Origin of the sequence: Polymorphospora sp. A560 (assembly GCF_045781765.1) — a bacterium.
Classification (GTDB): domain Bacteria; phylum Actinomycetota; class Actinomycetes; order Mycobacteriales; family Micromonosporaceae; genus Polymorphospora; species Polymorphospora lycopeni.
The window spans coordinates 5,369,997-5,395,492 of sequence record NZ_CP122282.1; the positions used below are offsets into that span (position 1 = coordinate 5,369,997).

Sequence of the window (25,496 nt, forward strand, 5' to 3'; positions counted from 1 at the left end):
CCCAGGTCGAGCCGTCTTCGCCGAAAGCTGCTCCCACCGAAGCCCTCAACGTCGGGTGCCTGACTGGAGTTTATGCAGGTCAACCGGTAGCATCGTGCATATACACGGACGATCGGAGTGCGGTGGCAGGCTTTGCAGAGCCCGAGCAGGTCGCCGCGCGTCATGAGCTTGGCGCGGAGCTGCGACAGCTTCGGGAACAGGCTGGGTTGTCCGGTCAGGGGTTGGCGGATCTGCTGGGTTGGTCCCAGTCCAAGGTGAGCCGGATCGAGCAGGCAAAGACTCTGCCGTCGCTCGACGACGTCGGTACGGCGTTGGCCGCACTCGGGGCGTCCGACTCGACGAGTGCCCGACTGCTGGAGTTGGCAGCGGTTGCGACGTCCGGAAGTTGGCGGAATTCCACCGGGGTCGGACTGACCCGCAGGCAACAGGACTTCGTGGCGTTGGAAGGCTCGGCGGTCGAAATCTGCCACTACAACCCGGTGCTCCTGCCTGGCTACATGCAGACCGAGGACTACGCCCGCAGCGTCATCAGGATGGCTGGGGCTGCCAACGAGGAACGGGCGGTCGAGTATCGGATGGCCCGTCGGTCGACGATGCTCCGTGAGGACGGTCCCCAGTACCGGGTGACGCTGCCCGAAGCCGTGCTCCGTTGGCGTCCCGTTCCGGTCGACCAGATGGCCGAGCAACTACGGAAGCTGGCCGAGTACGCCACCCTGCCGAACGTTGAGCTGCGCATCATCAGCCTCGACCGGGAACAGTCGTCGTTCATGCAGCATCCGCTGATGGTCTTCCGCTACACCTCACCCGACACACTCAGGGCGCTTGTCGAGACGACCACCCAGGATCACCACATCACCGAGGCCGCTCCGACCGAGCAGCTCCTACGTAACTTTGAGCAACTGACTTCCTCCGCACTGTCACTTGATGATTCACTAGCTCTGCTTCGCAAGGCCATCGATGCCTTCGCGGGTGCTTCGTGACCCCTCATCAAGGAGACGGCATGGCAGAGACCCCGACCCCTGTGCGCTGGCGAAAGAGCAATGTCAGCGGTGACGGCAACTGTGTCGAGGTTGCCGAACTGACCGGCACCGAGATCGGCGTACGAGACAGCAAGGACAGTGCCGGGCCGGTGCTGACCTTCTCCCCCGCCGCCTGGGGAACCTTCCTCGACGGCGTCAAGACCGGAAGCTTCGAGTCCCGGTAGACACCGCCGTAAGGGCCTGGAGGGTGAGCGGATGACGGAAACGATGGCGGAACCGAAACACGATCAGCCGAAACCCTCGCGGGGCTTCGGCGCACTGTGGGGCTCTGCTGTCGTCTCCAGCGTTGGCGACGGGGCATACATCGCCGCCGCTCCCCTCCTGGCCGCCTTCCTCACCCGTGACCCGCTCGGCGTCGCTGCCGTCAGCGCTGCTGCCGCTGCTCCCTGGTTCCTGGTGAGCTTCTGGTCGGGTGCCATTGTCGACCGGTTCTCGCGCCGCCTGGTCATGGTGGTCTCTGAACTCGTGCGGGCGCTGGGCCTCGGACTCCTCGTCGTCCTGGTCCTGCTCGACATGGCGACCATTCCTCTGCTTGCGATCACGTCGTTCCTCGTGGTCACGGGGCAGTGCTTCTCCGATCCGGCAGCACAGGCCATGCTCCCCCACGTGGTCGGGCGTGATCAGGACCGTCTGACTCGAGCAAACGGCCGGATCTTTGCTGGCGAGACCGTGGGAAAGTCGCTGGTCGGACCACCGATCGGAGGACTGACGTTCTCGATCGCCCCCTGGGTGCCGTTCGCGCTTGACTCGGCGTCCTTTGTGGCGTCTGCCGCCCTGGTTGCCAAGGTGCCGCCCGCTCCCCCACCATCACGCGACACCGGTCAGAGCATCGCGGCGGCGATCAGAGAAGGCTTCGCCTACCTCCTTCGTGACCGGCTGCTTCTCGTGCTGTCGTTGTGCCTTGCCGTCTACAACCTGACGTACAACCTCGCTGCGGCCACCCTGGTTCTGTTCGCCACCGATGCGCTCGGCGTGACCGACCTGGGCTTCGGGCTACTTCTCGCCGTCAGCGCGGCTGGCGCCGTCATTGCTGGCTGGGTCTCGGCTCCGCTCGTCCGTGTGCTCACGATGCGTGGCGCGGTCGTGCTTGCCTGCATCTGCCAGGCGGCAGCCTGGCTCGGAATCGCTGCCACCTCGTCGCCGTGGTTCGCCGCCCTCGGCTTCGTGGCGCTCGGCGCGACGTCGACCCTCGTCACCGTTGCCGTGGTCTCGGCCCGGCAGCAGCTCGTTCCCGACCATCTACTTGGACGGGTCGTCTCGGCCTTCCGCCTCATCGGTAACGGCGTCGCGCCGATCGGCTCCCTGATCGGCGGTCTGGTGGCTGCGGGAGCTGGTCTGCGCGCCCCGATGGTTGTCGCCGCCGCTGTCACCGTCGGCGCGATAGCGGCCCTGTCGGTGCCCCTTTTCCGACGTTTGTAACCTCCCGCGCCATCTGAGTTCTACCAGCCTCGATTCGTTGCATCGTGCATAGTCACGGAGTATCGTCGTGCATATGCAAGATGCTCCGCATCTGGCTGGAGCAGTCGTCCACAGGGGACGCGCTCAGACACAGGAGGTAGCTCGTGAAGCTGTACGTGGACACGACCGGCAAGCAGGTCACGGTGTCGAAGGGCACCGAGCCGAAGAACGACCAGAACGGTAACCAGCGTTCCGAGAAGGGGACGGGCCGGCTGATGTGGGCCACCCAGGTCTTCGTACTCGACGAGACCGGGGGCGAGGTCATCACCATCACCACGGCGGGTGAGAAGCCGAACGTGACGGTGGGACAACTCGTCTCCGTCGAGCAGTTGGAGGCCATCCCGTGGGCGACCAACGGGCGTAACGGCGTCGCGTTCCGTGCGGTGTCGCTGAAGCCGATGTCGGGTGCTTCGGGCAAGTAGCAAGTCCTTCGCGCACCTCGTGCTGCACGTCGCCGCATGTGTCCGTGGCACCTGACAGCGACCTGAACCGTCGCTGACCGATCGATCAACTGCATTGCAGTCCAGGAATTTGAACGGCTCCTAGATTCCTGGCCTGGTGACCACGTCCGGTGGTCACACCCGTTCACGGCGCGGGGTCGGTACCGGCTCTATGCCTGCCGGCCTCGCGCCTCTTTCCATTTCTTCTCCAGCCCCTTTGTTGGGAGGACTCGTCATGTCCGTTTCCGCGCTGGTTTTCGCCGTTGTCGCGGCGACTCTGTACGCCGGGCATCAGCTCGCTGACCACGTTCTCGGTCAGAGTGACGCCCAGGCGTCGAACAAGGCCGCTTCGGGTTGGGGTGGCTGGCGCCACCTGCTCGGTCACGTCGGCGCGTACCACCTGGTCCTCGTGGTGATGCTGGTCATCACCGTCGTGGTCCTGGACCTTCCGGTCACCGTGGTCGGCATGGTCGCCGGCCTGTCGTTCTCGGCGGTCACGCACGCCGTGTTGGACCGGCGTTGGCCGGTTCGCTGGATTCTCCAGCACACCGGATCGGCGGACTTCGCTGACCGGCAGTCCCCGATCTGCGGGATGTACCTGGCCGATCAGGCCCTGCACTACGGATGCCTGTGGGTGTCCGCGCTGCTGATCGCAGCTCTGTGAGAAGGCGCGGGGTCGGCAACGGCTCCTAAACCTACCGACCCCACGCCGCCTTTCCATCCACCCCTTTTCAGGGAGGACGTGTCATGTCCAAGTCTACCCGCCCGTTCGGACGCAAGTCGTCCCCAACTGTGACCGTCATCGAAGCGAAGGTGCAGCGCTCTTCTGCGCGCAACGCCCGTATCGCGTTCGTGGTCACCGCCCTGGTCGTCGCTCTGCTGTCGGCCACCGTCGCCGCGGAATCGTGGCACGCGATCCTTGCCGGCCTGTTCGGCATCGTCTGCGGCCTGCTGGCCGGCTTCGTTGTCGGCGCCCTGGTCCGGGTCTGGCCGGTCGTCCGGCTCATCTGGTGGTGGCTTCCGGAGATCACCGCCGGCTTCCTGCTGGTCTACGGCTGGGTCGCGCTGACCACCCACACCAGCCTGTTCGTCACCCTCGCGGTGATGGCCGTCGTCATCGGTGTCCCGGCCGCCATCGGCCCGGTCCGGCGTTTCCTGACCGACTGGGTCTGGTGCCTGATCGTTCGGCACCGGCTGCGGGTCTGCTTCTCGCAGTTCATCATCGCCAACCAGTCCGGCACCCTGCCGCTGATCCTGCTCGCCCGTCCGACCCCGGTCGGGGAACGGGTCTGGATCTACCTTCGCCCCGGCCTGTCCCTGGCCGACCTGACCAGTCGCACGGACAAGATGGCCGTCGCCTGCCACGCCTCGAACGTCGTGGTCGATCGGGCCTCGGACCGTACCGCCGGTCTGCTGCGCATCGACGTCAAGCGCCGCGAGGTGCTGAACGACACCGTCGGCTCTCCGCTGGTCGACCTGGTCGACCCCGACACCCCCACCCCGGTACGCCCCGAACCGGTCGTACCCACCGGTCTGGATCTGCCCGACGTGGCAGCCGAACCGATCACCCTCCCGACGCAGAAGCCGGCCAAGCCGGCCGCCGCCGCGTCCGCGAACGGCAAGAAGCCGGCTCCCGCCTCGGGTGAAGCCGACGACCTGTCCGACTGGATCTGACCCCCGATCCCGGTGGCGGGACCACCTGTCGTGGTGCTCCCGCCCCGGCCCAACCTCCAAGGGAGAACTTCTGATGTCTGCCAACGCCCCGGCCGTGGTGCCGGTCGGCCCGTCGCTTTCGATGTACGACCCGATCTATCTGGGCATCGACGAGTTCGGTGAACCCGTCTACCTCAACCTCGTCTACCGCAACCTGCTCGCCGGCGGTGAACCCGGCGGCGGAAAGTCCGGCCTGCTCAACGCCGTTGCCGCCCACGCCGCCCTGTCGGTCGACACCCGCCTCGTCCTGCTCGACGGCAAACTCGTCGAGCTTGGCCTGTGGGCCGATGTCGCTGACGAGTTCGTCGGCCCGGACATCACCCACGCCCTGACCGTCCTTCGTCGTCTTCAGACGGTGATGAACAACCGGTACGCGTGGCTACGTGCACACGGCCGACGCAAGATCGCACCCGGTGACGGCATGTCGGTCATCACCGCGATCATCGACGAGATCGCGTTCTACTCCGCGACCGTCGGCACCAAGCCCGAACAGGAAGAGTTCGTCGCGCTGCTGCGTGACCTGGTCGCTCGGGGTCGTGCCGCCGGCATCCCCGTCGTCGCCGCGACTCAGCGGCCGAGCTTCGACATCATCCCCACGTCGCTGCGGGATCTGTTCGGCTACCGGGCCGCGTTCCGGTGCACCACCCCGAACACCTCGAACATCGTCCTCGGCCACGGCTGGGCCGAACAGGGCTACACCGCCACCGACATCGCGCCCACGAACCAGGGCGCCGCGTACCTAATCGCCGAAGGCGGCACGCCTCGCCGGATCAAGGTCGCCTACCTGTCCGACACCCAGATTCAGGCGATCGCGGACTACGCCGCCTGGGTCCGCCGCCCCACCACCTCGTCACGGCTTGATTGGGAGGTCGCCGGATGAACACCAGAGAACGCGCCCGCGCCAAAGCCGACAACGCACGGGCCGCCCAGTTCACCGAACTGTGGATCATCGGCACGCCCGAGGACGTCAGCGCGATCGTCCACCAAGCATCCGCCTCCGGGCTGCTCGTATACGCCTCCGCACCCGAACGGGTGTCCCGCGAAGACCCGCGCTTTCGCCGCTACCTGCGGCTGCGGACCGCACCGAAGTAGACGGCCGACAGGACCGGACAACGCCTGCCAGCAACGCCGGTCCTGCCGACCACTCCACAACCCGTGAAAGGACGTGGTTGCCGTGAAGGCTACCCACCAACCGCCCACCACCGGGGACACCACCCCGGCCGACCTGCTGCGCGGTGCCGCCCTCTACATCGAACGCCACGGCTGGAACCAGGGCGCGTTCTTCCAACTCCCGACCCGCCACCGGCTCGCCCCGGCCTGCGCCATGGGCGCCCTGCGCATCGCCGCCACCGGCACCACCGACAGCATCATCCTCGACGACGTCTTCACCCAGGTCCTGGCCGCACAGGCGATCCTGGCCAACCACCTCGAACCCGACTACGACCACACCACCGACCTCGAAGCCGACCTCAACTTCGAGGTCATCAGCGACTGGAACGACGACGGCGACCGCACCGCCGCCGAGGTCGTCACCGCCCTGCGAGACGCCGCCGACACCTGGGACCGCCTCCACCCCACCGGGGGTGAGAACGCATGAACGGCGTCAACAACCACTTGACACCTGTCCGGCCCGCACCCCGCCGCCGGACCGTCGTCGAGAACGACGAATTCGCCGCCTTCACCCGACGCATCATCGCCGCCCACGGCCGCCGCGTCGCCACCGGAGACGTCGAAGCCCTCCGCGACCTCGTCGCCCTCTCCGAAACCCTCGACAACGCCATCGGCCAGGCCGTCATCGGGCTTCGCGCCTTCGGCTACTCCTGGGCCGAGATCGGCACCCGCCTCGGCATCTCCCGCCAGGCCGCCCAACAACGCTGGGGCGGCACCCCATGACCGACTTCCCCATCGACCGCGTCGCGATCCCGGTCGAGTTCCACGACCCGCACGGCACCCGCTACGGCTTCCCGACCTTCCCCTACCGGGGAGCACCCGAAGGGCTGGCCACCATCCGCCAACTGCGGGCCGCTGGTCTTCGTCCCGGCGGACACGACCCGGTCGCCCAGATCTACTGGCGCCACCGTTCCGGCCGCCGCGTCGCCTACCTCTACCGAATCGACCTGGCCAAACCCAAGCGCACCGCCACCCCCGCCCAACGCGTGGCGATCGGTCGGGCGCTGCTGGCCCGCCAGACCTGCACCACCTGCAACCAGGTCAAGCCCTACTACATCCCCCGCCGCTACGGCGAATGCCTCGACTGCATCGGGAGCTGACATGTCCTTCAACCTTGCCGACCCCTGCCTGTGGTGCATCGACGGCAACACCCCCGCCGGCATCCACGGCGTCCTCAACGAGGTCTACCGCCCCTGCCCCGTCTGCCTCATCGTCTGCGACCTGTGCGAAGGCGAAGGACTCTTCCCCGCCGAATACACCTGCCTGCACTGCCTCACCGACCGACTCGCCCGCCTCGGCCTCGCCCCGGTCCTGTGCGCCCACTGCCTCGGCGTCATCGACCTCATCCCCCGCGACACCACCCAGGAGGCGACCTGCGATGTCGAACACTAGAACCCACCGCGCCGAGGGCGTGGTCCTGGTCCTCATCCTGCTCACCGTCGCCGGATTCGCCGGCGCCGCCTCCTTCACCCACGTCAAGGACTGGACCCTCGACAACAGCCCCGCCGGCACCGGCGAATGGTTCGGCTGGGCCAACGCCGTCATCAGCGAACTCGTCCCTATCGCCGCGCTGCTCACCATCCGCCGACGCCGCCGCACCGGCCAGCCCATCGGCTACCCCATGTTCCTGCTCATCGCCGCCGCCGGCCTCTCCCTCGCCGCACAACTCGCGGTCGCCAAACCCGGCCCGTCCGGCTGGCTACTGTCCGCAGTACCCGCCCTGGCCTTCATGGCCCTGGCCAAACTCGTCCTGTCCACCACCCCGGCCACCAACACCACCGACACCCCGGCCACCACGCCGGCCGTCGACACCACGCCGACCCCCACCCCGACACCGCCCGTCGTCGACGAGCCCGCCGACCCGGCACCACCCGTCGTCGACGAGCCGCCGGCCGTACTGCCGGCCATCACCCCCACGACGGAACCCGTCACGGTTCCGCCGCACCTGGTACCCACCGCCCGGTTCGTCGTGGTCAACCATGAACAGACCACCGGACGCCCCATCACCGCCGACGAACTCGCCGTACGCATGAGCGTCACCCCGGCCGTCGCCGGCCACCTCCTCGACACCGTCAACACCCCCGCCCTCAACGGCGGTCCCCGATGACCATCCACCTCGTCGACCTCGTACGGGTGCTGCACACCTGCCCGGCCCACCCGGAGCCGCACCCCTACGACATCCGACGCACCGTCGTCGCTGTCATCCCCGGCGGTCCCTGCCGGGCACCGGTCACCGTCCGCTGCGGCGCACAGACCGCACTGATCCCGTGCCACCGGCACGAACCGGAAAAGCGCCAGTGTGGCGCGTGCCGGGTCATCGTCACCGAACGCACCATCACCGACATCACCACCGGCACCCGTCCCACCCAGGACGTCGCCTGATGGTGTCGACGCTGGACCTCACCCCCCGTGCCTCCTCGGCCCGGGGGGTGGGCTCGAACGCTGACACCCCACCCGCCGACTACACCGCCGCCGGCTCCGCCCTCCTACGCGCCGGACAACCCGACTACTTCCGCTGGCTCGACCACGTCCGCGCCGCCGCCGGCTGCACCCGCCCCATCCGCCTGACCGGCCACCTGTTCACCATCGAAACGGGCACCGGTCGGCTGCTCGACGAGCGGCACACCGACCACCTACCCGACGCCGCGATCTACAAGGCGTGCGGAAACAGGCGCGCAACCGTCTGCCCGGCCTGCGCCGCCGTCTACCAGGCCGACGCCTACCAGCTCCTGCGCGCCGGCCTCGTCGGCGGCAAAGGCATCCCCGAGACCGTCAGCCGCCATCCGGCGGTGTTCGCCACCTTCACCGCCCCGTCGTTCGGCACCGTCCACACCCGCACCGTCCGCGCCCACACCTGCACCAACCGCAAACGCTGCGACTGCCGGCCCGACCCCTGCCACCCCCGCCGCGAGACCGGCCCGTGCCAGCACGGTCGCCCGGCCGTGTGCTGGGCACGCCACGAACCCGGCGACGAGGTGCTGTCCCGACCTTTGTGCCTGGACTGCTACGACCACGACCACCAGGCCGTCTGGAACGCCTTCACCGGCGAACTCTGGCGCCGCACCAAGCCCATCGCAGAGCGCCACCTCAACCAGATCGCCCGCCGACACGGCGTGGCTGACGTCCTGGTCACCACCGCCAGCGGCAAAACCCGCCGCGTCCCACCCGTCCGGCTCTCGCACGGCAAAGCCGCGGAGTTTCAGGCACGAGCCGCTGTCCACTTCCACACCCTGATCCGCGCCGACGGCGTCGACCCCGCAGACCCGACCGCCGTCGTCCCGCCCCCGGCGGTCATCACCGTCGACGACGTCGTCCAGGCCGTCACCCTCGCCGCCCGACGCGCCACCTACACCACCCCGCCCCACCCCGACCACCCACAAGGCTGGCACGTGGTGTGGGGCGAACAGCTCGACGTACGCCCGATCAGCCTCAACGGCGGCGAGGTCACCGACGGCATGGCGGCCGGCTACCTCGCCAAGTACGCCACCAAGAGCACCGAAGCCACCGGCCACCGCTCCACCCGCCTCGACGCCGACACCATCGCGGACCACGCCGACCCCGACGGCGACCACACCGCCCGCCTCATCGACGCCTGCTGGCGCCTCGGCCGCCCCACCGGCACCCCGGCCCCGCTGTCCAGCCGGCCCCGCGACCCCCGACCCGAACCCGGCTTCACGAAGCCGTGGAACTGCCCCGACTGCGGCACCCGCACCCGCTACCGCGCCTGCCCCGTCTGCGTCGCCGAACGTCAAGCCGCCCTTGACACCAAACCGACGAACCCGGCCAGCGGCAACCCGTATGCCCGGCTGCGCCGGTGGGCGCACATGCTCGGCTACGGCGGCCACTTCCTCACCAAAGCCCGCCGCTACTCCGTCACCTTCCAACTCCTGCGCGACACCCGCATCACTTACCGCCGCCACGAGGACCAGGCCGACGAGCAGCACCGGCCCACCGTCGAGTCCGACACCGCTGTCGTCGGCGTCCTGACCTTCACCGGCGCCGGCTGGCACACCACCGGCGACGCCCTCCTCGCCAACACCGCCGCTGCCCTCGCCCGCGACCGACAACACACCGCCCGCGAAGAACTCGCCCACGAAGCCAGCCAAACCGTCGCCGAACTACCGCAAGCCGCATGACCGCAAGGTCTGCACTCGACAGAGAGGCAACCCTGTTGACCGAACCCGCACCCAAAGCGCTCTACCGCATCCCCGAAGCCATGCGGCTGCTCAGCCTCAGCCGCTCCGTCATCTACGAACTCATCCGCTCCGGCCGGCTGCGCACCGTCAAGGAAGGCCGCACCCGACTGGTCCCACACTCGGCCATCGTCGAGTACGTCACCCTCCTGGAACGGGAGAGCATGAAAGGAGTCGCCGCATGACCAAACGCCGCAGTCGTGGAGACGGCGGACTGCACTGGGACGAAGCCCGGCAACGCTGGATCGCCTCAGTCACCGTCGGCTACACGCCGGCCGGCAAACGCATCGTCCGCAAAGGCAGTGGCAAGACCAAGACCGAGGCCCACGCCAAGCTCCGCGAGAAGATCCGCGAGTACGAGGATGGCCTCGCTATGATCCAGGATGGCCACACGGTGGCCGACGCTCTCACTGACTGGCTGACCTACGGTCTCAGCACACAGTCGGAGAGCACCAAGGAGAACTACTCGGTTCTCGTGCGTACGCATATCATTCCGGCCCTGGGTGCCCGCAAGCTGCGCGACCTGAGCGCAACGGACATCGACAGGTGGCTTGCCGACCGGGCGAAGATCCTGAGCACCCGGACCCTGCGACTCCTTCACTCGCTGTTGAACCGCGCGGTCAACCGGGCCATGGCGCGTGACCGGGTGAAGCGCAACGTCGTCGCGCTCTGCGCGATCCCCACCGGGCAGACCGGACGCCCATCCAAGTCGCTGACTCTCGACCAGGCCAAGGCGCTACTCGTCGCCGCCGTCGACACGCCCCTACACGCGTACGTCGTGGTGTCCCTGCTGACCGGTGCCCGAACCGAAGAGCTTCGCGCGCTCACCTGGGCAAACGTCGACCTCGACGGTCGACCGGCGAACGATCCGCCCCTACCGCCCTCGGTGCAGGTGTGGCACTCCGTACGGGCACACGGCGACACCAAGACCCGCAAATCGCGGCGCACCCTCGCCCTACCGGCCCGGTGCGTAGCCGCGCTCGCCAGCCTCTACGAACAACAGGGCAAGCCCAACGGCCACCAGCTCGTGTTCGTATCCTCCGCCGGCACCGCCCTCGACCGGCACAACGTCCTGCGGGCCTTCCGCCCGATCATCAGGGCGGCCGGGCTCGATCCGAAGCAGTGGACACCTCGGGAGCTACGGCACAGCTTCGTGTCCCTGCTGTCGAGCAACGGCGTCGGCATCGAGGACATCGCGGATCTCTGCGGGCACTCCGGGACCACCATCACCCAGACCGTCTACCGGCACCAACTACGTCCGGTGCTTCTCAACGGCGCGGTCGCCATGGATCGGATCTTCGGCGTCGAGCCGGGTCCGGCGGCATAGTCACCCAGCTAGTCACCCGGAATGGCAAGAGGGCATATCTCGCCTATGAGATATGCCCTCTGAGCTGGTCGGGACGGCCGGATTCGAACCGACGACCCCTTGACCCCCAGGACGATTCGCCACACGTCCACGTACGTCACGCACGCTATGCCCATGATCAAGATGTTCGACCGACGGCTCAGCGTCCACCATCACGCAGGACGTCTGGTCCCCAGGTGGTCCCCGAGGATTGGCAGCTGCAGTGCCAGACCGGTTAGTACTCCAACGTCAGTTCGCCTGTCTGCGCTGGTAGTGGGATCGTCGGGCTCGGGCTTGGGATGTTCGTCGCCAGATGGACCAGTGCATGGTGTGTGCTGGTGGGAGTGGATGGGTGAGGACGAGGGCGTTGAGGAGTCGGCGGATCTCGGCGACGGTCAACGCGATGACCTGCGGGTCGGGGTCGGGCTGTCGGACGGTGGCGGCGAGGGTGGTCAGGACGGCCAGGGCGAGCATTGCGAGGGTGATGAACCGGTGCCAGCCGGTCCAGCCGCGGACCTGGTAGTGGTCCAGTCCGACCTGGCCCTTGCCGGTCTGGAACAGTTCCTCGATGCTCCAGCGGGAGCCGGCCACTCGTACGAGGGTGTGTAGCGGTACGGGGCGGGGTGACCAGCACAGGTAGAAGGCGAGGTCGCCGGTGGTGCGGTTGCGGCGGATGAGTAGCCACCGGTGTTCGCCGGGTCGGGTGGCGGTGGTGATCCAGGCCCACAGGTAGTCGCGGTGTCCTTTGGCTCCCGGTCCGCAACTGCGTGGCTGCCATCCGGTGGTGGGGATCCGTTCGGCGAGGGTGTCGCCGCGCACGAGGGTGCGGCCGTCGTTGACCGCCACGCGCCGGTCGCAGCCGACTGCCAGAACGTAGCCGATCCCGTAGGTTTCCAGGTCGGTGCGTAGGCCGGGGTCGGCGCCGTAGACCTCGTCGGCGGTCACCCATCCGACCGGGACACCGGCGTCGATCGCGGCGGTGATCATCTGTCGGGCCAGGGCCGGTTTCGTGGCGAAGCCGACCTGGTCGGGGACGCCGGCGGCGGTGAGGCGTTCGGGCTGGTCGCACCAGGTCGTCTCCGGCAGGTAGAGCCGACGGTCGATCAACGCCCGGCCCGCCGGTGACACGTAGGCCAGGAACACCCCGACCTGGCTGTTCTCCACACGCCCGGCGGTGCCGGTGTACTGGCGCTGCACCCCGACCGAACACGCGCCCTTCTTCAGGAAGCCGGTCTCGTCGGCGACGAGCACGGCGTCGGGGTGACCGAGCTGTTCGACCAGCCAGTCACGTACGTCGTCGCGGACGGCGTCGGCGTCCCACACCGCGGTACGCAGCAGTCGCTGCATCGCCTGCGGATCGGCGTCACCCGCGTGTTCGGCAAGCGACCAGCAGGTCTTGCGTTCCACACCGGACAGCAGCCCTTCCACGAACCGCGCCGTGGTCGCCCGCGGTTCCGCCCGGGCGAACCTGCCGGCGACACGCGTCACGGCCTCGTTTAGGACGACCCGCCACCTGGCGGGGTCTACGCTGTGGCACGCGGCCACCGCACGATCTTCGGTTGTCCTCACAAACCATCGATGATCGCCGCGGTGGCCGTCCTCATACCCGCGCCACGCCCAACGCCAAAGCCAAGTGACGTTGGAGTATTAGGAGCTGTCGATGCCTGCGGTCGGGCCGTGTCGGTGACTTGGCGCGACCTGCCTCTCCATGCCCCCACTGTCCGGCACACCTTCGACCGCCGTTGACCTTCGATATCCCCTCAACGAGCACACGACGACCACGGCCGCACGCCCTTGAGGATCAAGACTAGGAACTGCCTGGCGCCTGTCGTGCCCACGCAGTAACCTGCCGAACGTGCTCGTCGACACCTGCCCTCGCTGCGGGGCTCGCGCCCAGTTCGAAGTTGTATGGATAGGAAAGCCCGGCTCCTGGAGTCGCGAGAGATATCCAGCGGCTTTGGTATGCATCGCCTGCGGAAGTCCCGTTGCCGGTGACGTCAGTGAGAGGGGTCACCATATCCTTGGCCTTTGGGCGGACAGAGTCACCGGCAAGGAATTCCCCGATGTCCCTCGACATATCGCGGAAACGGCAGACGAGGCACACAGGTGCCACAGCATCAAGGCCTACCGGGCCGCCGTCCTACTTGCCAGATCCGTCATCGAGGCAACCGCCAAAGAAAAAGAAATAACAAACGGCAGCCTCATCAAGAAGATTGATGAGATGTTCGACAGGCGGCTCATCCGGGAGCATGTCAAGGACGGCGCGCACGAGGTTCGCCATCTCGGCAACGACATGGCCCATGGAGATTTCATCGACCCCGTAGACGCCGAAGAGTCAGGCTTGATTCTTACTCTTATGAGTGAACTACTTGAAGAAGTCTTCCAATCTGTGGCCAGAGTTCAGCGCGCTCGTGATTTGAGAGCAGCGAAGGTAACTGGGTCCGGAGCCTAAGGGCTCTCTTCGCCGGGCAGTCACCGACCGCTCCCGGACCGAGTCAAGGTCGTTCGTCCGGTAGGGCGCTCCATCTTGTCCCGGTCCGGGGAGGCTGATCGTCCTTTGGATGCCCAATGAGGTGATCCGCTATGGCTGACCTTTGAGGAGGGCCGGGGTCGGACAGAGCCCGGAGGTCTCATGGCCTTGTGCCCCCACCCACCGAGCGTTTCGGCACGTGAGCGCGACAGGGAAGAAACCTAGGGCGCTTTGCCAGACGGCCGGTTCGTCAGCGCTTAGCACTTGCGTCCCATGCAGCCCCCAGTCAGGGCTAGTCCAGACACCTCCGAAGCAACAACCCGCCCATCGGATGCAGGCCATTTGGCTTTCCTGAACTCTGAGCCGATCGCTCTAATCTCGCCCTCGTCAACCGGTTTCTAGCACACTCATTTTGACACCGGGCACACCAATTGAGCAGCACCCGACACGCCTATTGTCGGATGAACGACAAAGTGACGGCAAGCGATCAATAAAATGGTATAACCCTGGCGCCGGGGATTGATTACGGGAAGGGCGACCAGGCTCATGCCGACACAGCGATCAGACAGCGAGCGGCGAAGCGGCTCAACGCAAGGTCGAGTAGAGCAACTGCTAGGAATCACTCGCGAGATTCTGGACGCCGAAAACGAACTTACAACCGTCCGGTTGCTGAATTTCGGAATAATTGCCGGAATTATAGGTGGCCCCATAGTCTTCCTGATGCTTCTCGTTCCCACGCTTGCCACCTGGGAACAATTCGACATGGGATACATCTTTCGCCCACTCGCTCCAGTCATGATTGCCTCTGGCATCACGGCGGGCTCGTGTTTCCTCTACAAGGACGCGAAATGCCCGAAGTCGGCAAGAAGACTAACGCTTGACCTATCCCTGCTTCGCGAGCGTAAGCGACTCCGAGCCGCCGAAATGACACTTGACTCTCATTACTCCAGGAGTTCGTACAAGGACGACGTTATCAGTGAAGTTGAACGGTTTCGAAAGCAGAGCCGACACTATCGCCGCATACACAACGGCTTCCAGTCAGCAATCATTATCGGATCTTTAGCCACCACGACCGTCTCAGGAATTGCGCTCGACAGCAGCCCACTTCAATGGATAGTCGTCGGCACCAGCTTTTCGGTCGGCATAGCCGCCGGCTTTACCGGCTACTTCAAGTACCGGGAGCGAGGATTCTACCTCCAGCAAACCGCTGACGCCATCGAACAAGAATGGACGGCCGCCGAACTCTCAATCTTCCGCTACAAAGGTCTCACCGAAAACGAGCAACTAGCAGCATTCGTTGAAGAGGTTGAACGACTAAGGGCAGAGCAGCGAAAGCGCGAGCAGAGCCTCGACCAGCCTTCCGGCCACAGTCGCGACGGCAGCCCCAGCAGCTGAAGATTCGCTCACCCTAACACTCTCAGCGACCGCCCTACAGATCGAGCTAAGCCATCATCCGACCCACAGGTGAAGAACAGACACCGAGCACACCTTTTGCAGGCGTATGCATCCGATGCACCTTTCGACAGATGCGAGAAAGGTATGACCTCACTAGCTCAGTTCTATTTTACAGAACAAGCAGGGAGAGCCTGAAGTGCCGATCCTGAAGAATTCCAGAGGGAAGTTTTTCCACGTACACAAGATGCCATCAGATCGGGCATTCTGGCTGCATTTTTTTGACCGAATGGGCAAGATGAATCTCGTCCCCCACCACCATCGGCGCGCACTGGAATCATGGAAACCGGAACGCTCAAACTGCCCCGAATTGACATACATGATCGAAGGATTCATTGCGCGAATCCCCGGCGAATGGCAGGCAACGGCACGCAACCTCTTTGTGGGTCGAGTAATGGCGGCCGACATCAACGCCAAGGCCTGGACAGAAAGGCAAGCCGGCATCATTGAGATCAATCTTCAGTACACTTGGGCACTCTCTGCATATGTAACAACATTCGACGAAGTATTGGGGACCCTCAGACACCTCCTGAACAACGCTACAGAAGGGGCCGAACTAGAAACCGATCAACTATTGGAGAATCTCAATAGGCGACTTAGACACCCATGGGAGCAGCTTGATCTTTCTCGCGCCCAATGGCGCGATCCTCGCCTCTTGGGCAGCGGGGACATCTCACTCCTGGAGGCTACAGCACCCGAGCGGATCGGCCTGCAGGCAGAGGTAGTAAGCGCCTGCGAGGAGTTCATACTCGCGCACGAACTTGCACACCATCTCCTTGGCCACCTCTCTAAGCATCCAGGCAAAGGAAACGCCCGGAAAGTGGTTACCGACCTATTAGATCGCAGCGACCTATTAGGTCTACGAACCAAACTGAACACGAACCAGAAGCAAGAAATCGATGCCGACGTCTTGGCCTTCGCATTGGTCGCCGATTGCATAGAGAGGGCACCCACTCACGAAGGACTTTACCGCGCAATACTTGCCTCCATCATCTCGCTTGTTACACTGGCTCACGTTCAGGACTCCTGGTTTGAAATAGAGCCGGAAGCCAGTCATCCAGGATTCCTTGAGCGTTTTACAGCGCTAACCAAGTTGACCAAACTACTGGCAACCGGAATGCCTATCGGCCCGTCCGGAGATCATCCATTAGATGCCCTTGCTCAACTGCAGACATTCGCCGGCATTGCGTATACATCTTGGGCTAACAAAAATGCAGTCCCCCCTGCAAAGCAGCTTGGAATCTTGAGCATAGCTAATTTTTTGATGGATCGACGTGAACAACTCATGCAAGAAATAAGTACGGATTAGAGGCGGCTTCCTACCTCCACCCTCTGACGCAAACCAGCGCTACGTACACTCGCCGAGAACACAGCGCCTCCCTGCGCTTAGTGATGCGTCAATGCCACGCCTTCCAGGCATCGCTAAGGATCTGTAGCAGGCCCGAACGGTCAGGGCTCCAGCCGAGTTGAGCACGGGCGCGGCTGATGTCTGCGGTGAGGTGTGGTGGCTCTGGCTTGGGCGGGTTGCGCTTAACCGCGACCGTAGCTCCGGTACTGTCCCCCGCCGCCGCGATTACCTCAGCCATGCTGGCCCCGACCCCTGAACCAAGATTGAAGAGATAGTGGCTGCCAGGTACGCAGGCCGAAAGAGCTGCCCTCACCGCTTCGGCCACGTCTGCGACGTGCACGAAGTCGCGTACTGCTGATCCGTCGCCGTTGAGGGTGACGTGGGGAAGTTGGCCGGTAATGGTGCGGAAGATATTGGGGATGATGCGGGCGGGGTCGGTGTCGCCGACTCCGTCGACGGCTCCGGCGATGTTGAAGGGGCGTACGGTCACTGCGCCGATTGCTCCGGTGGCGGCGTAGGCGGCGACGAGTTGTTCGGCGGCGAGTTTGGATGCGGCGTACGGGCTTTCGGGGTGTGGGTCGAGGTCTTCGGAGAGCGCTCCGGTGTGCCGGGAGCCGTACACGATGTTGGTGGAGGCGAAGACCAGCGATGCGGGCGGGCGGTGGTCGCGGGCGGCGTCGAGGGCCATGAGCAGGTTCAGGGTGCCGCCGGTGTTGACGTCGAAGTAGGTCAGCGGGTCGGCGTGGGAGTCCCGGCCGCTGGTCAAGGCGGCGAGGTGTACGACGCCGTCGTACTCCCCCGTCTTGACGATGTCGGCGACCCGGTCGCGGTCGCGGATGTCGCCGGTGACCAGCTCGGCGCCGGCCGGTGGTTTAGCGTCGATCCGGCCGCGGGTCATGACGGTGACCTGGTGGCCGGCGGCGAGCAGGTCGACGGTGACGGCGTGGCCGAGGAAGCCGAGTCCGCCGGTGACCAGTACGTGCACGTCAGTTCCTCCCCAGGATGGTCCTGCGATGCTCCCACGCCAGTTGCAGACAGCCGGCCGCGGCCGGGGCGAGGCGTCCGCTGGCAGTCAGTTCCTCGATGTTGTGCCGGGTGAACGGCAGCGCCGAGGTGGGTTTGAGTCGGCCGGTCTTGACGACGGTGCCTTCGGTGTTGGTGCTGACCATGTCGGCGAACAACCGGTCGTACGCCGGGCCGTCGAAGACGGCCACGGTCAGGATCTCGCCCCACAGGGTCAGAGCGTCGAGCGCGACACCGAGGCAGTACACCCGGACCTCGCCGGCCTGGTAGGCGCGATCGAGCGAGGCGAGGGGTTCGGTCCGGTAGTCGGCGGGTTGGCCGTCGCCGCCGTGTTCGGCGTTGCCGAGGAATTCCTCGCTGTACTCGCGGACGATGTTGCGCCACAGGTCGAAGTCGGCTGTCTGCGCCGCGGGCAGGATGCTCGACGGCTGGAAGACGCCGGCCGGCATGATGTGCAGCATCCCGCCGGCTACTGCGACGTTGCCGGCGGCACGGTTGTGCAGGACGAAGGTGACGCCGTCGTCGTCGGCCCGCAGGGTCAGGGTATTGATCGAGGGCACGGTTGGCCGGCGGTGCGGGCTGAACGGGTCGCCGACCAACCGCCGGAACGTGAGGTTGCGCCAGGCCGCGGGCACGATGCCGCTGCCGTCGCCGGCCACGTGGAAGCTGGCCATCTCGTGTGCCAGGGCTTCGGAGACGTCGACCCCGCCGAAGTAGGTGCCCGTGCCGAAGGTCAAGACCCGTTCCGGGTTGGTCCAGTCGACGCCGGTGAGGTACCAGGAGAGCCGGTTGTCGAACAGCCGCGGCTGCTCGACGTCGCGTAGGGCGAGGCTGTAGCGCTGGTGGCGCTGGCCGGTGAAGTCGAGCGGGCGCACGCCCGCAGAGGCATCCTCTGATCCGGTGATCTCGGGTGGGACGCTGCCGTTGGGCGACAGGCCGATCCCGAACTGGGTCAGGTCCACAGGGGATGCCGGTAGCCAGGCAGGGGCGGCGATCAGGCCGGTGTCGCCGACGCGGTTCTCCGGTTCGTACAGGTGGGCCGCTTGACGGGCGAGCGGTACGCGATGGTTGTTCAGGGCTCGGCGGACCGCGCGCCATTCCGTCTGGCTGGCCTCCACCTGGGGGCGGGGTCTGGTGTCTACGTCGTAGATGGCGAAACCTCCGGGGGCATCCGTCTCTGACGTATCGAGTGTGGTCGAGGTGACCCGTTGTCGGGTCAGGCCGAGGTCTTGGAGGGATACCGCAAAGTGCTCGGCAAGGAGCTGGCGGTAGAGCGCTGACGGATGGGTGATGCCCCGTTCCCACCGGCTGATCTGGTTCGCGGTCACCGCCAACCGCTTGCCGCGTTGGTTGCCGAGGCGGTTCAGGGCGTCGGCGACGTCCTGCTGTGTCTGGCCGGCCACGTCACGCAGGTTGTAGAGCGCGAGATTCGGCGTAGCGTCACTCGCCCGTGCCGGCACAACCGTCACCCCCTCGGCTCTGGCCGCGTCGAGCGCCGTGGTCCGTCGTGCCTACTCGGTGCCTACCTGGTGCACCTGTCTGACGTGCGAAGACCGTTCGATCGTGAGTCATCAACTGGTGTCCTTGATGCATGAACGACACGGAACAGGGACAGCCACTACCGGGCTTTGCCGTCGTCCGCGATGCGGTCGACAGCGTCGGCCAGGCGACGGACCTCGACGTGCAGTTCATCGAGCCGGGCCAGCACGATCGACAGGTCGCCCTCCGAAGCGGTCGAGCCGCCACCGGCCGGCGGCGCACCTCCGGTCAGCCGGGCTTGCAGGTACCCATCCGGCCAGCCGAGCGCCAGGGAGATCGCGGCGAGCGTGCGTGCGGACCGTTTCCGGGTGGCCTTGGCGTGCTGCAACTCCCGAAGCGTGGCCACCGACACGCCGGACCGGTCGGCCAGCTCCTTTTGCGACAAGGGCAGTTCGGTCATGCGGTCGTTGATCGCGTTGGCCACGGCCTGCCAGTTCTCCACCCTGCGCCTCCACCTCATCTGACCTGACGCCGTTGATCGTAGCCCTCCTATGGCTTGACTACACACAATCCGAGCGCTAATTTTAGCGCTGAAACAAGCGCTGGTGACTCCACGGCCGGCGGAGGTGGCTTCGGCTGCGCCGCTCGTGAATCTGCTGGAAGCCGTGGCGCATGGCTCCACTTGAGAACTGAACAGAGGTCCGGGACACAGGAAGATCCGTCTCCCTCATTGGTCCCGATGCATGCGATCTAGGGGTGGCAGGCGAGCGTCGGCTGTCGACTTGTCCGGTCACAAGACTTGTCCGCTTTAGGGGTTTGGCCCCTTGCTTGCCCAACCGAGGGTCGCCCGCGTGCTGTTCGCACGCCGTGTTCGTCGTCCGGGAAGCGCGGCCGGTGTTGGCCGCGCCCCGGTTGCTTGTCCGACCTGACTTGAGCTGGAGAGAGGTGAGCTGTCATGTCCGTGAGCATCGCCGCCGCCGTGCGGATTACGACCAGGAGCAGCGCCGTGTGGCGTGACTGCGGCGGGTGTGGCCGCCTCGCTCCGCTGGCCCCCGATGAGCGTCGGTGCCGGTCTTGCCGGCAGCCGTCGCGCTCTCGCCGTACCGGAAGGAACCGATCGAAGTGAACCCCGAGCTGGACGGCCCGACCGCCGCCGACCTGGCCGCGATCGACCAGGAGTGGCCGGTGATCGCCGCCGAACTCGACCTGCTCGACGCGGAGATTTCCCTGATCTACGCCGCCGACCACGGCGGCCCGACCTCGCTCGACTGGCGTCGTGTGCGCCGTGCCGAGCACCGGGTCATCCGGGCCGCCGCCTCGATCGGCGCCCCAACCGCCCCGTTCCGGCTGGTCGCCTGACCTGCCCCTCAAGTGAAGGAGTTTCGTGCAATGACCGAACGGAAGTCCCGGCGGACGGTGTTCGCCGAATTGCTGCTGCTGACCAACCCGACCGAGATTCGACAGGCGGGCGACGGGCAGAGCCTGCGCGTCGAGTTCGAATCGATCGCAGACCTGCGCTCCTGGCTGCACGCGGCCGGACTCAAGTCGGACGACGTGACAACCCACGAGTACACCGAGGTCAGGGGCGACGGTATCCCGTACCGGACGTTGTACGCCTGGCCGACGTGGCACGGCTGGAAGATCAGCGCCTACGCCACGGACCGCACCGACCCCGGCCCGCTCGACGCCGACACGGCGGACAAGCTGTCGGCGCTGGCGGTGACCGGATGAGCCTGGTGAGCATCTACAAGCGGTCCGGCCGGGTGGCCGAGTCGGCCGACTCGTTGCGGGCCGGTCTGTTGGAAGCCCGTGAGGTCATCGGCGTCCGGCGGGAGGATGCGCGGGCGCGGCGGGCGCAGGACGCCGAGCACCGGGTGGCGATCGCCGACGTTGACGAGCGTGCCGCAGCTGCGGCGCGGGCGCGGCGGGAACGTGTCCGCGACGCCGACGAATCCGCGGCACTGGCGGAGTTGTACCGGCGGGCGGCCCGGTCGGGTGCGCGGGCGCGGGTGCGTGCCGACATCGAACGGTCCGCGGAGATGCGGGCGCTCCGGGTGGCGCGGGTGCGGCAGGTGACCCTGCTGGCCGGTATCCCGGTTCTGGCCGCGTTCGCCGCCTGGTCCACGACCGGCGTTCAGGCCGGCGTGGTTCGGCTGCTCGGCCTGGAACCGGGTACGGCCGGTTGGTGGGCCGGGTGGGCGATGGAACCGGCCCTGATCACCGTCGTGGCGCTGATCATCATCGGCCGGGCCGTGTTGCGGTCGGCGGGCGGTGACACCGACTGGCGTGCCGACGTCGCCGAGTGGACTGCACTCGCGTTGTCGCTGGCGCTGAACCTGGCCGGTGGCTGGCACGGCGACGGATTCCTAACTGCGCTCGGTGGCGGGCTGGCGCACTCGGTCGGCCCGATCGGCGCGGCCGGTACGGCGTTCCTGATCGGTGTCTTCGACTCCTACGCCACCGCCGCCCGGCCGTGGGATAACGCGCCCCGCCTGGCCGACCTGAACCTCACCATCCCCGCACCCGTACCCGCGCACGGTGAACCGGCCGCCCCGGTGACGCCACCAACGCCCGTTCCGGCGCCCGTGGTGGAGCTGCCACCGGCACCCGAACCGACCCCGGTATCGGAACCTGCGGCCCCGGTGGTCAAGGCAACCCGTCCGGCGAAGCGCCAGCCGTCGGCCGCCGATCGGGTCGCCGCCGCGATCGCCCGATCCCCGAAGGCGTCCGACGCCACGATCGCCGCCCGGCTCGGTCTGTCCGAGGCCACGGTCAAGCGCCACCGCCGACACGCTGTCGACAGCGTGTCGACAGACACCCCGCCCGCGAAGGCCGCGTGATGTCCGACGTCGCCGGTCACCTTGCCGTGACCGCCGCCGGCTACCGCCGGCAGATCGCATCGGCCCGACACCGGATCGACCAGCTCATCACCCGCGCCGAGACGCGGCTCAACGACGAGGACGCCGACCGACAGGCCGTGCTCGAAGACCTGCTGACCGGCCTCACCGTGCTGTGCGAGGACCTGAACCCCAACACCTGACCCGACCGACGACAGACAGGAAACCGAAGTGAGCAAGAAGGACAAGAGCACCGTCGAACTGGCCGCGCAGCTCATCGCCCAACAGCAGCCGACCCCGCGCCCGGACCTGCGCTGCAAGGACTGCCAGCGCGAGTCCATCGGCCACTGCGCCGGCCTCGGACGGCCGCACAAGAACCGCTGACCCCGCCCGGCGGCACGGCCCTCGTGGCCTGGAAACCCGTGCCGTGCCGCCGGCCCAAATCCCCTCAGCCAACAGACCTCGGGAAGGACTTCCATGCTCTCACCCGCCGACCCGTTGGCCACCTTCGCCGCCGTGTTCGCCGCTCTCTACGTCGCGCACCAGGTCGCCGACCACTGGGTACAGACCCAGCACCAGGCCGACTGCAAGGGCCGCCCCGGCTGGCCCGGCCGCCTCGCCTGCGCCGCCCACGTCACCACCTACACCCTGACCGCCGGCCTAGCCCTGCTCGCCGTGATGGCCGCGACCGGTCTGCGGCTGGACGTCGGGCCGGTCGCGGTCGGACTCGCGGTGTCGTCTGTGTCGCACTACATCGCCGACCGCCGCACCCCGCTACGCAAGCTCGCCGAACTGCTCGGCTCGGCCCGCTTCTACGCCCTCGGCACGCCCCGCCCCGGCCGCGATGACAACCCGTCTCTCGGCACTGGCGCCTACGCGCTTGACCAGTCGTTTCACCTGTTCTTCCTGTTCGCCGCCGCCCTGATCATCGCCTGACCGCAGAGAGGAACCGAGATGCAGCAGGTATCGCGAACCGTCTACACCAAGGGCCTGCACGAGGCGTACGTGCTCATGGACGGCGCCGGCCACTACAGCGTGATCTGCACCGGGTGCGGCCTCAACCAGTACAAGGCCGGGCTCGCTCCCGCGCTGGCGCTGCTGTCCAGCCATGCCAACACCTGCAACCGCTGACTACCGAACCCCTACCGCGCGGCGCGGCCCGTGACCACCAACCGGGCCGCGCCGCCGCCCCAACGAAACCGGAAACTCTGACTGGAGAAGCAATGAGCAGCAACGCTTACCAGCCCGACGACTTCGACGGCCGGATCATCGATGGTGAGGTGGTCGACGCCGAGGTGGTCGACCTGGACAAGGTCCGCAACCGCCGCACCGGGGGCACCTCGCCCGGCCCGGTCGCCGACGACATCGACCCCGACAGCGACGGGGATGCGGAGTCGCTTGACGACGACGCGCCGACGCTCGGTGCGCCGGTCGACCGGGACGACGACCCCGGATTCACCCCGACCCGCCGCCCGGACCGCCGGGCGATCCTGCCCCGCTGGGCCTACACCATGCGCGGCATCAAGGCCGCGATCCGCTGGCAGCTCAAGGACTTCGGGTACGTGTCGGCGTTTCACGCGGTCCGGGTGCCGAAGTACGCGGGAAAGCTGCTGGTGTGGTGCCCGGTAGGGCTGTTCAAGGGCACTGGTCGGCTGCTGTTGTGGGCCAGTGCGGAGGAGGGCAACTACGGGTTGCGGCAGGCTGCCGCTGGTCGTGGTTCGTCGTCGGACATTGACCAGTGGTTGAAGCTCGACACGCGCCGGCAGCGTCAGTCGACGTGGCGGTGGTGGCTGCTCGCCGCCGGTGCCGGCGCGGCGACGGCGGGTGGCCTGGTCCTGGCCTACGGGCCGGTTCCGGAGTGGGCGCCGTGGGCGGCACTAGCCGGCATGGTCGGGCTGCTGGCGCGGGTGGGTCGGCCGGATGACAAGCCGATCACCGACCGGGTGACCGAGGCGACCCGCTACCGCAAGCTCACCGCCGAACTCGTCCGACGCGGCCTGACCTCGCTCGGACTGTCCGGCATCAACTCCGCGGTAGCCAAGGACCCCCGTGCGATCAGCTTCCCGGTCGACATTCACCGCGACGGCCCCGGACACATCGCCATCGTCGACCTGCCGTACGGCGTCGAAGCCTCGGAGGTGGTCGCCAGGCGGGGCAAGCTGGCCTCGGCGTTGCGGCTGCCGCTCGACCAGGTGTGGCCCGAACCGGCTGACGGGCACACCGGCCGGCTGGCGTTGTGGGTCGGGTACGAGCCGGCGTCGCAGATGAAGCAGCCGGCCTGGCCGTTGCTGTCGTCGTCGGCGAAGGTCGACGTGTTCAAGCCGTTCCCCCTGGCCACCACGCCCCGGCTGGAGAACGTTGACGTCAGTCTGATGTTCCGTAACTACCTGTTCGGCGGCCAGCCCGGCTCCGGTAAGACGTTCGCGTTGCGGGACTTGGTCCTCGCCGCCGCCCTGGACGCGCGTACGGAGATCCGGGGCTACGAACTGAAGGGCGTTGGCGACTTCGCCGTGCTGGAACCGGTCATGACCGAGTACGGCAACGGCTTCGATGACGACACCCTCGCCCGCTGCTTCGCGTTCATCGAGTGGCTGTACGAGGAATGCCGCCGCCGGTCCAAGCGCATCGAGCACTACGCCCGGTTGGGCAAGGCCCCGGAGAACAAGGTCACGCCCGAACTCGCGTCGCTGAAGGGCTCTGGCCTTCACCCGCTGGTGGCCTGGTTCGATGAGCTGCAAGAGCTGATGACCAGCAAGTACGGCAAGGACGCCGGGGAGATCCTGGAGAAGGTCATCAAGCTCGGCCGCGCGCTCGGGGTGATCATCCTGATCGGTACCCAGATTCCGGACAAGGACAGCCTGCCGACCGGCATCACCCGCAACGTCAACTCCCGGTTCTGCCTGTCCGTTGCTGACCAGACGGCGAACGACATGATCCTCGGGACGTCGTCGTACAAGCAGGGCTACCGCGCCACGGTGTTCCAGCCGGTTGATGAGGCAGGGTGGGGCATCCTGCGCGGCTTCGGCAAGCCCGCGTCGGTCCGCTCGTACTACGTCAACACCGACTCCGCCGCCCGCATCGTCGCCCGCGCCGTCGCGCTGCGGCAGGCGGCGGGGACGCTGCCCGAGCCGGACAGCCAGACCCGCGACGCCGCCCACATCGCCGACGTGCTCGCCGACCTCGCCCAGGTCTGGCCCGCCGGGGAGAAGTCGGCGTGGAACGAGACGCTGTGCACGCTGCTCGCCGAACTGCGGCCCGACGTCTACGGCGGGTGGGAGTCGGCGCAACTGACCGCCGCGCTCAAGCCGCACCCGTCGATCACCGTGCGGGACGTCGGCCGGCGCATCGACGGCAAGCAGATCACCCGGCGCGGCTTCGCCCACGCCGACCTCCTCACCGCGATCACCGAACGTAACCGGAAGCGGTCGGCGGACTAACCCGTGCGGGGCTGCTATCGATAGCGGCTCGCTCTGCTAGCGATAGCAGCCCCGCTAGCACCCCATCGGAAACCTGAGCTGCGATCTAGCA

Annotated in this window: 32 protein-coding genes; 28 read left to right on the forward strand and 4 right to left on the reverse strand. The window is 66.9% G+C overall.

Features of this window, described 5'->3' with window-relative positions; genetic code table 11:
* Positions 1 to 122: 122 nt before the first annotated feature.
* The 17 genes from QCD66_RS23865 to xerC all read left to right on the forward strand — a co-directional run bounded on the left by QCD66_RS23865 (position 123) and on the right by xerC (position 11,341).
* Entirely contained in the window at positions 123 to 980 is an 858-nt protein-coding gene (locus QCD66_RS23865; RefSeq protein ID WP_375735719.1) for a helix-turn-helix domain-containing protein, read from the forward strand.
* A gap of 20 nt (positions 981 to 1,000) precedes the next feature.
* Positions 1,001 to 1,204 (forward strand): DUF397 domain-containing protein, encoded by a 204-nt coding sequence (locus QCD66_RS23870; protein WP_357519840.1) that lies wholly within the window; start codon positions 1,001 to 1,003, stop codon positions 1,202 to 1,204.
* 31 nt (positions 1,205 to 1,235) lie between these two features.
* Entirely contained in the window at positions 1,236 to 2,459 is a 1,224-nt protein-coding gene (locus QCD66_RS23875) for an MFS transporter (protein ID WP_375735718.1), read from the forward strand.
* A gap of 143 nt (positions 2,460 to 2,602) precedes the next feature.
* Positions 2,603 to 2,920: a hypothetical protein gene (locus tag QCD66_RS23880; protein ID WP_364216729.1), complete on the forward strand. Its 318-nt coding sequence runs from the start codon at positions 2,603 to 2,605 to the stop codon at positions 2,918 to 2,920.
* 136 nt (positions 2,921 to 3,056) lie between these two features.
* Positions 3,057 to 3,602: a DUF3307 domain-containing protein gene (locus tag QCD66_RS23885; RefSeq protein ID WP_375735717.1), complete on the forward strand. Its 546-nt coding sequence runs from the start codon at positions 3,057 to 3,059 to the stop codon at positions 3,600 to 3,602.
* 83 nt (positions 3,603 to 3,685) lie between these two features.
* Positions 3,686 to 4,612 carry a hypothetical protein gene (locus tag QCD66_RS23890; RefSeq protein WP_375735716.1) on the forward strand — a complete coding sequence of 309 codons (927 nt, stop codon included), beginning with the start codon at positions 3,686 to 3,688 and terminating at the stop codon, positions 4,610 to 4,612.
* Between the two features lie 73 nt (positions 4,613 to 4,685).
* Positions 4,686 to 5,531: an FtsK/SpoIIIE domain-containing protein gene (locus tag QCD66_RS23895; RefSeq protein WP_375735715.1), complete on the forward strand. Its 846-nt coding sequence runs from the start codon at positions 4,686 to 4,688 to the stop codon at positions 5,529 to 5,531.
* Positions 5,528 to 5,743, forward strand: a complete 216-nt coding sequence (locus QCD66_RS23900; RefSeq protein WP_364221154.1) for a hypothetical protein — start codon at positions 5,528 to 5,530, stop codon at positions 5,741 to 5,743. The genes QCD66_RS23895 and QCD66_RS23900 overlap by 4 nt, the downstream gene beginning before the upstream one ends.
* An 82-nt stretch (positions 5,744 to 5,825) precedes the next feature.
* Positions 5,826 to 6,248 (forward strand): DUF6197 family protein, encoded by a 423-nt coding sequence (locus QCD66_RS23905; RefSeq protein ID WP_375735714.1) that lies wholly within the window; start codon positions 5,826 to 5,828, stop codon positions 6,246 to 6,248.
* On the forward strand, positions 6,245 to 6,544 hold the full coding sequence (locus QCD66_RS23910; RefSeq protein ID WP_364221148.1) for a hypothetical protein: 300 nt from the start codon (positions 6,245 to 6,247) through the stop codon (positions 6,542 to 6,544). Before QCD66_RS23905 ends, QCD66_RS23910 begins: the two co-directional genes overlap by 4 nt.
* Complete coding sequence (locus QCD66_RS23915) at positions 6,541 to 6,921, forward strand: RRQRL motif-containing zinc-binding protein (protein WP_375735713.1); 381 nt, start codon at positions 6,541 to 6,543, stop codon at positions 6,919 to 6,921. The genes QCD66_RS23910 and QCD66_RS23915 overlap by 4 nt, the downstream gene beginning before the upstream one ends.
* Position 6,922: 1 nt before the next feature.
* Entirely contained in the window at positions 6,923 to 7,213 is a 291-nt protein-coding gene (locus QCD66_RS23920) for a hypothetical protein (protein WP_375735712.1), read from the forward strand.
* A complete protein-coding gene (locus QCD66_RS23925; RefSeq protein WP_375735711.1) occupies positions 7,200 to 7,928 on the forward strand; it encodes a hypothetical protein in 729 nt (242 codons plus the stop codon). The genes QCD66_RS23920 and QCD66_RS23925 overlap by 14 nt, the downstream gene beginning before the upstream one ends.
* The gene (locus QCD66_RS23930; RefSeq protein ID WP_375735710.1) at positions 7,925 to 8,203 is read left to right on the forward strand and encodes a hypothetical protein; all 279 of its coding nucleotides are present in this window, start codon (positions 7,925 to 7,927) and stop codon (positions 8,201 to 8,203) included. Before QCD66_RS23925 ends, QCD66_RS23930 begins: the two co-directional genes overlap by 4 nt.
* Positions 8,203 to 9,957 carry a replication initiator gene (locus QCD66_RS23935; RefSeq protein ID WP_375735709.1) on the forward strand — a complete coding sequence of 585 codons (1,755 nt, stop codon included), beginning with the start codon at positions 8,203 to 8,205 and terminating at the stop codon, positions 9,955 to 9,957. The genes QCD66_RS23930 and QCD66_RS23935 overlap by 1 nt, the downstream gene beginning before the upstream one ends.
* Entirely contained in the window at positions 9,954 to 10,199 is a 246-nt protein-coding gene (locus tag QCD66_RS23940; RefSeq protein WP_375735708.1) for a helix-turn-helix domain-containing protein, read from the forward strand. The genes QCD66_RS23935 and QCD66_RS23940 overlap by 4 nt, the downstream gene beginning before the upstream one ends.
* The gene (gene xerC / locus QCD66_RS23945; RefSeq protein ID WP_375735707.1) at positions 10,196 to 11,341 is read left to right on the forward strand and encodes a tyrosine recombinase XerC; all 1,146 of its coding nucleotides are present in this window, start codon (positions 10,196 to 10,198) and stop codon (positions 11,339 to 11,341) included. Before QCD66_RS23940 ends, xerC begins: the two co-directional genes overlap by 4 nt.
* Before the next feature lie 267 nt (positions 11,342 to 11,608).
* Here the strand turns inward: xerC and QCD66_RS23950 are convergent, their stop codons facing one another.
* A complete protein-coding gene (locus QCD66_RS23950; RefSeq protein ID WP_407566789.1) occupies positions 11,609 to 12,847 on the reverse strand; it encodes an IS701 family transposase in 1,239 nt (412 codons plus the stop codon).
* A gap of 367 nt (positions 12,848 to 13,214) precedes the next feature.
* On the opposite strand from QCD66_RS23950, the gene QCD66_RS23955 reads away from it, so the two are divergent.
* From QCD66_RS23955 to QCD66_RS23965, 3 genes are all read left to right on the forward strand, one after another.
* On the forward strand, positions 13,215 to 13,811 hold the full coding sequence (locus tag QCD66_RS23955) for a DUF4145 domain-containing protein (protein WP_375736886.1): 597 nt from the start codon (positions 13,215 to 13,217) through the stop codon (positions 13,809 to 13,811).
* Positions 13,812 to 14,549: 738 nt separating this feature from the next.
* Complete coding sequence (locus tag QCD66_RS23960) at positions 14,550 to 15,224, forward strand: DUF4231 domain-containing protein (RefSeq protein WP_375736885.1); 675 nt, start codon at positions 14,550 to 14,552, stop codon at positions 15,222 to 15,224.
* A 196-nt stretch (positions 15,225 to 15,420) separates the two neighbouring features.
* Complete coding sequence (locus tag QCD66_RS23965) at positions 15,421 to 16,590, forward strand: hypothetical protein (protein WP_375736884.1); 1,170 nt, start codon at positions 15,421 to 15,423, stop codon at positions 16,588 to 16,590.
* A gap of 88 nt (positions 16,591 to 16,678) precedes the next feature.
* On the opposite strand, the gene QCD66_RS23970 is transcribed toward QCD66_RS23965, so the two are convergent.
* The 3 genes from QCD66_RS23970 to QCD66_RS23980 all read right to left on the reverse strand — a co-directional run bounded on the left by QCD66_RS23970 (position 16,679) and on the right by QCD66_RS23980 (position 19,633).
* Positions 16,679 to 17,614, reverse strand: a complete 936-nt coding sequence (locus QCD66_RS23970) for an NAD-dependent epimerase/dehydratase family protein (protein ID WP_375736883.1) — start codon at positions 17,612 to 17,614, stop codon at positions 16,679 to 16,681.
* 1 nt (position 17,615) lies between these two features.
* Positions 17,616 to 19,055, reverse strand: a complete 1,440-nt coding sequence (locus QCD66_RS23975) for a helix-turn-helix transcriptional regulator (protein WP_407566790.1) — start codon at positions 19,053 to 19,055, stop codon at positions 17,616 to 17,618.
* A gap of 215 nt (positions 19,056 to 19,270) precedes the next feature.
* Positions 19,271 to 19,633 (reverse strand): hypothetical protein, encoded by a 363-nt coding sequence (locus QCD66_RS23980; protein WP_375736881.1) that lies wholly within the window; start codon positions 19,631 to 19,633, stop codon positions 19,271 to 19,273.
* A 620-nt stretch (positions 19,634 to 20,253) separates the two neighbouring features.
* Here QCD66_RS23980 and QCD66_RS23985 point away from each other — a divergent pair.
* From QCD66_RS23985 to QCD66_RS24020, 8 genes are all read left to right on the forward strand, one after another.
* Entirely contained in the window at positions 20,254 to 20,490 is a 237-nt protein-coding gene (locus tag QCD66_RS23985; protein ID WP_375736880.1) for a DUF6284 family protein, read from the forward strand.
* 30 nt (positions 20,491 to 20,520) lie between these two features.
* A complete protein-coding gene (locus tag QCD66_RS23990) occupies positions 20,521 to 20,862 on the forward strand; it encodes a hypothetical protein (RefSeq protein WP_375736879.1) in 342 nt (113 codons plus the stop codon).
* Entirely contained in the window at positions 20,859 to 21,971 is a 1,113-nt protein-coding gene (locus QCD66_RS23995; protein WP_375736878.1) for a hypothetical protein, read from the forward strand. The genes QCD66_RS23990 and QCD66_RS23995 overlap by 4 nt, the downstream gene beginning before the upstream one ends.
* Positions 21,971 to 22,171, forward strand: coding sequence for a hypothetical protein (locus QCD66_RS24000; protein WP_375736877.1), 201 nt, complete (start codon positions 21,971 to 21,973; stop codon positions 22,169 to 22,171). Before QCD66_RS23995 ends, QCD66_RS24000 begins: the two co-directional genes overlap by 1 nt.
* Before the next feature lie 28 nt (positions 22,172 to 22,199).
* Positions 22,200 to 22,352, forward strand: coding sequence for a hypothetical protein (locus QCD66_RS24005; RefSeq protein ID WP_375736876.1), 153 nt, complete (start codon positions 22,200 to 22,202; stop codon positions 22,350 to 22,352).
* Positions 22,353 to 22,445: 93 nt separating this feature from the next.
* Complete coding sequence (locus tag QCD66_RS24010) at positions 22,446 to 22,904, forward strand: DUF3307 domain-containing protein (RefSeq protein WP_375736875.1); 459 nt, start codon at positions 22,446 to 22,448, stop codon at positions 22,902 to 22,904.
* A gap of 18 nt (positions 22,905 to 22,922) precedes the next feature.
* Positions 22,923 to 23,099 carry a hypothetical protein gene (locus QCD66_RS24015; protein WP_375736874.1) on the forward strand — a complete coding sequence of 59 codons (177 nt, stop codon included), beginning with the start codon at positions 22,923 to 22,925 and terminating at the stop codon, positions 23,097 to 23,099.
* A 92-nt stretch (positions 23,100 to 23,191) separates the two neighbouring features.
* Positions 23,192 to 25,405 carry a cell division protein FtsK gene (locus QCD66_RS24020; RefSeq protein ID WP_407566791.1) on the forward strand — a complete coding sequence of 738 codons (2,214 nt, stop codon included), beginning with the start codon at positions 23,192 to 23,194 and terminating at the stop codon, positions 25,403 to 25,405.
* The last annotated feature ends 91 nt before the right edge of the window (positions 25,406 to 25,496 follow it).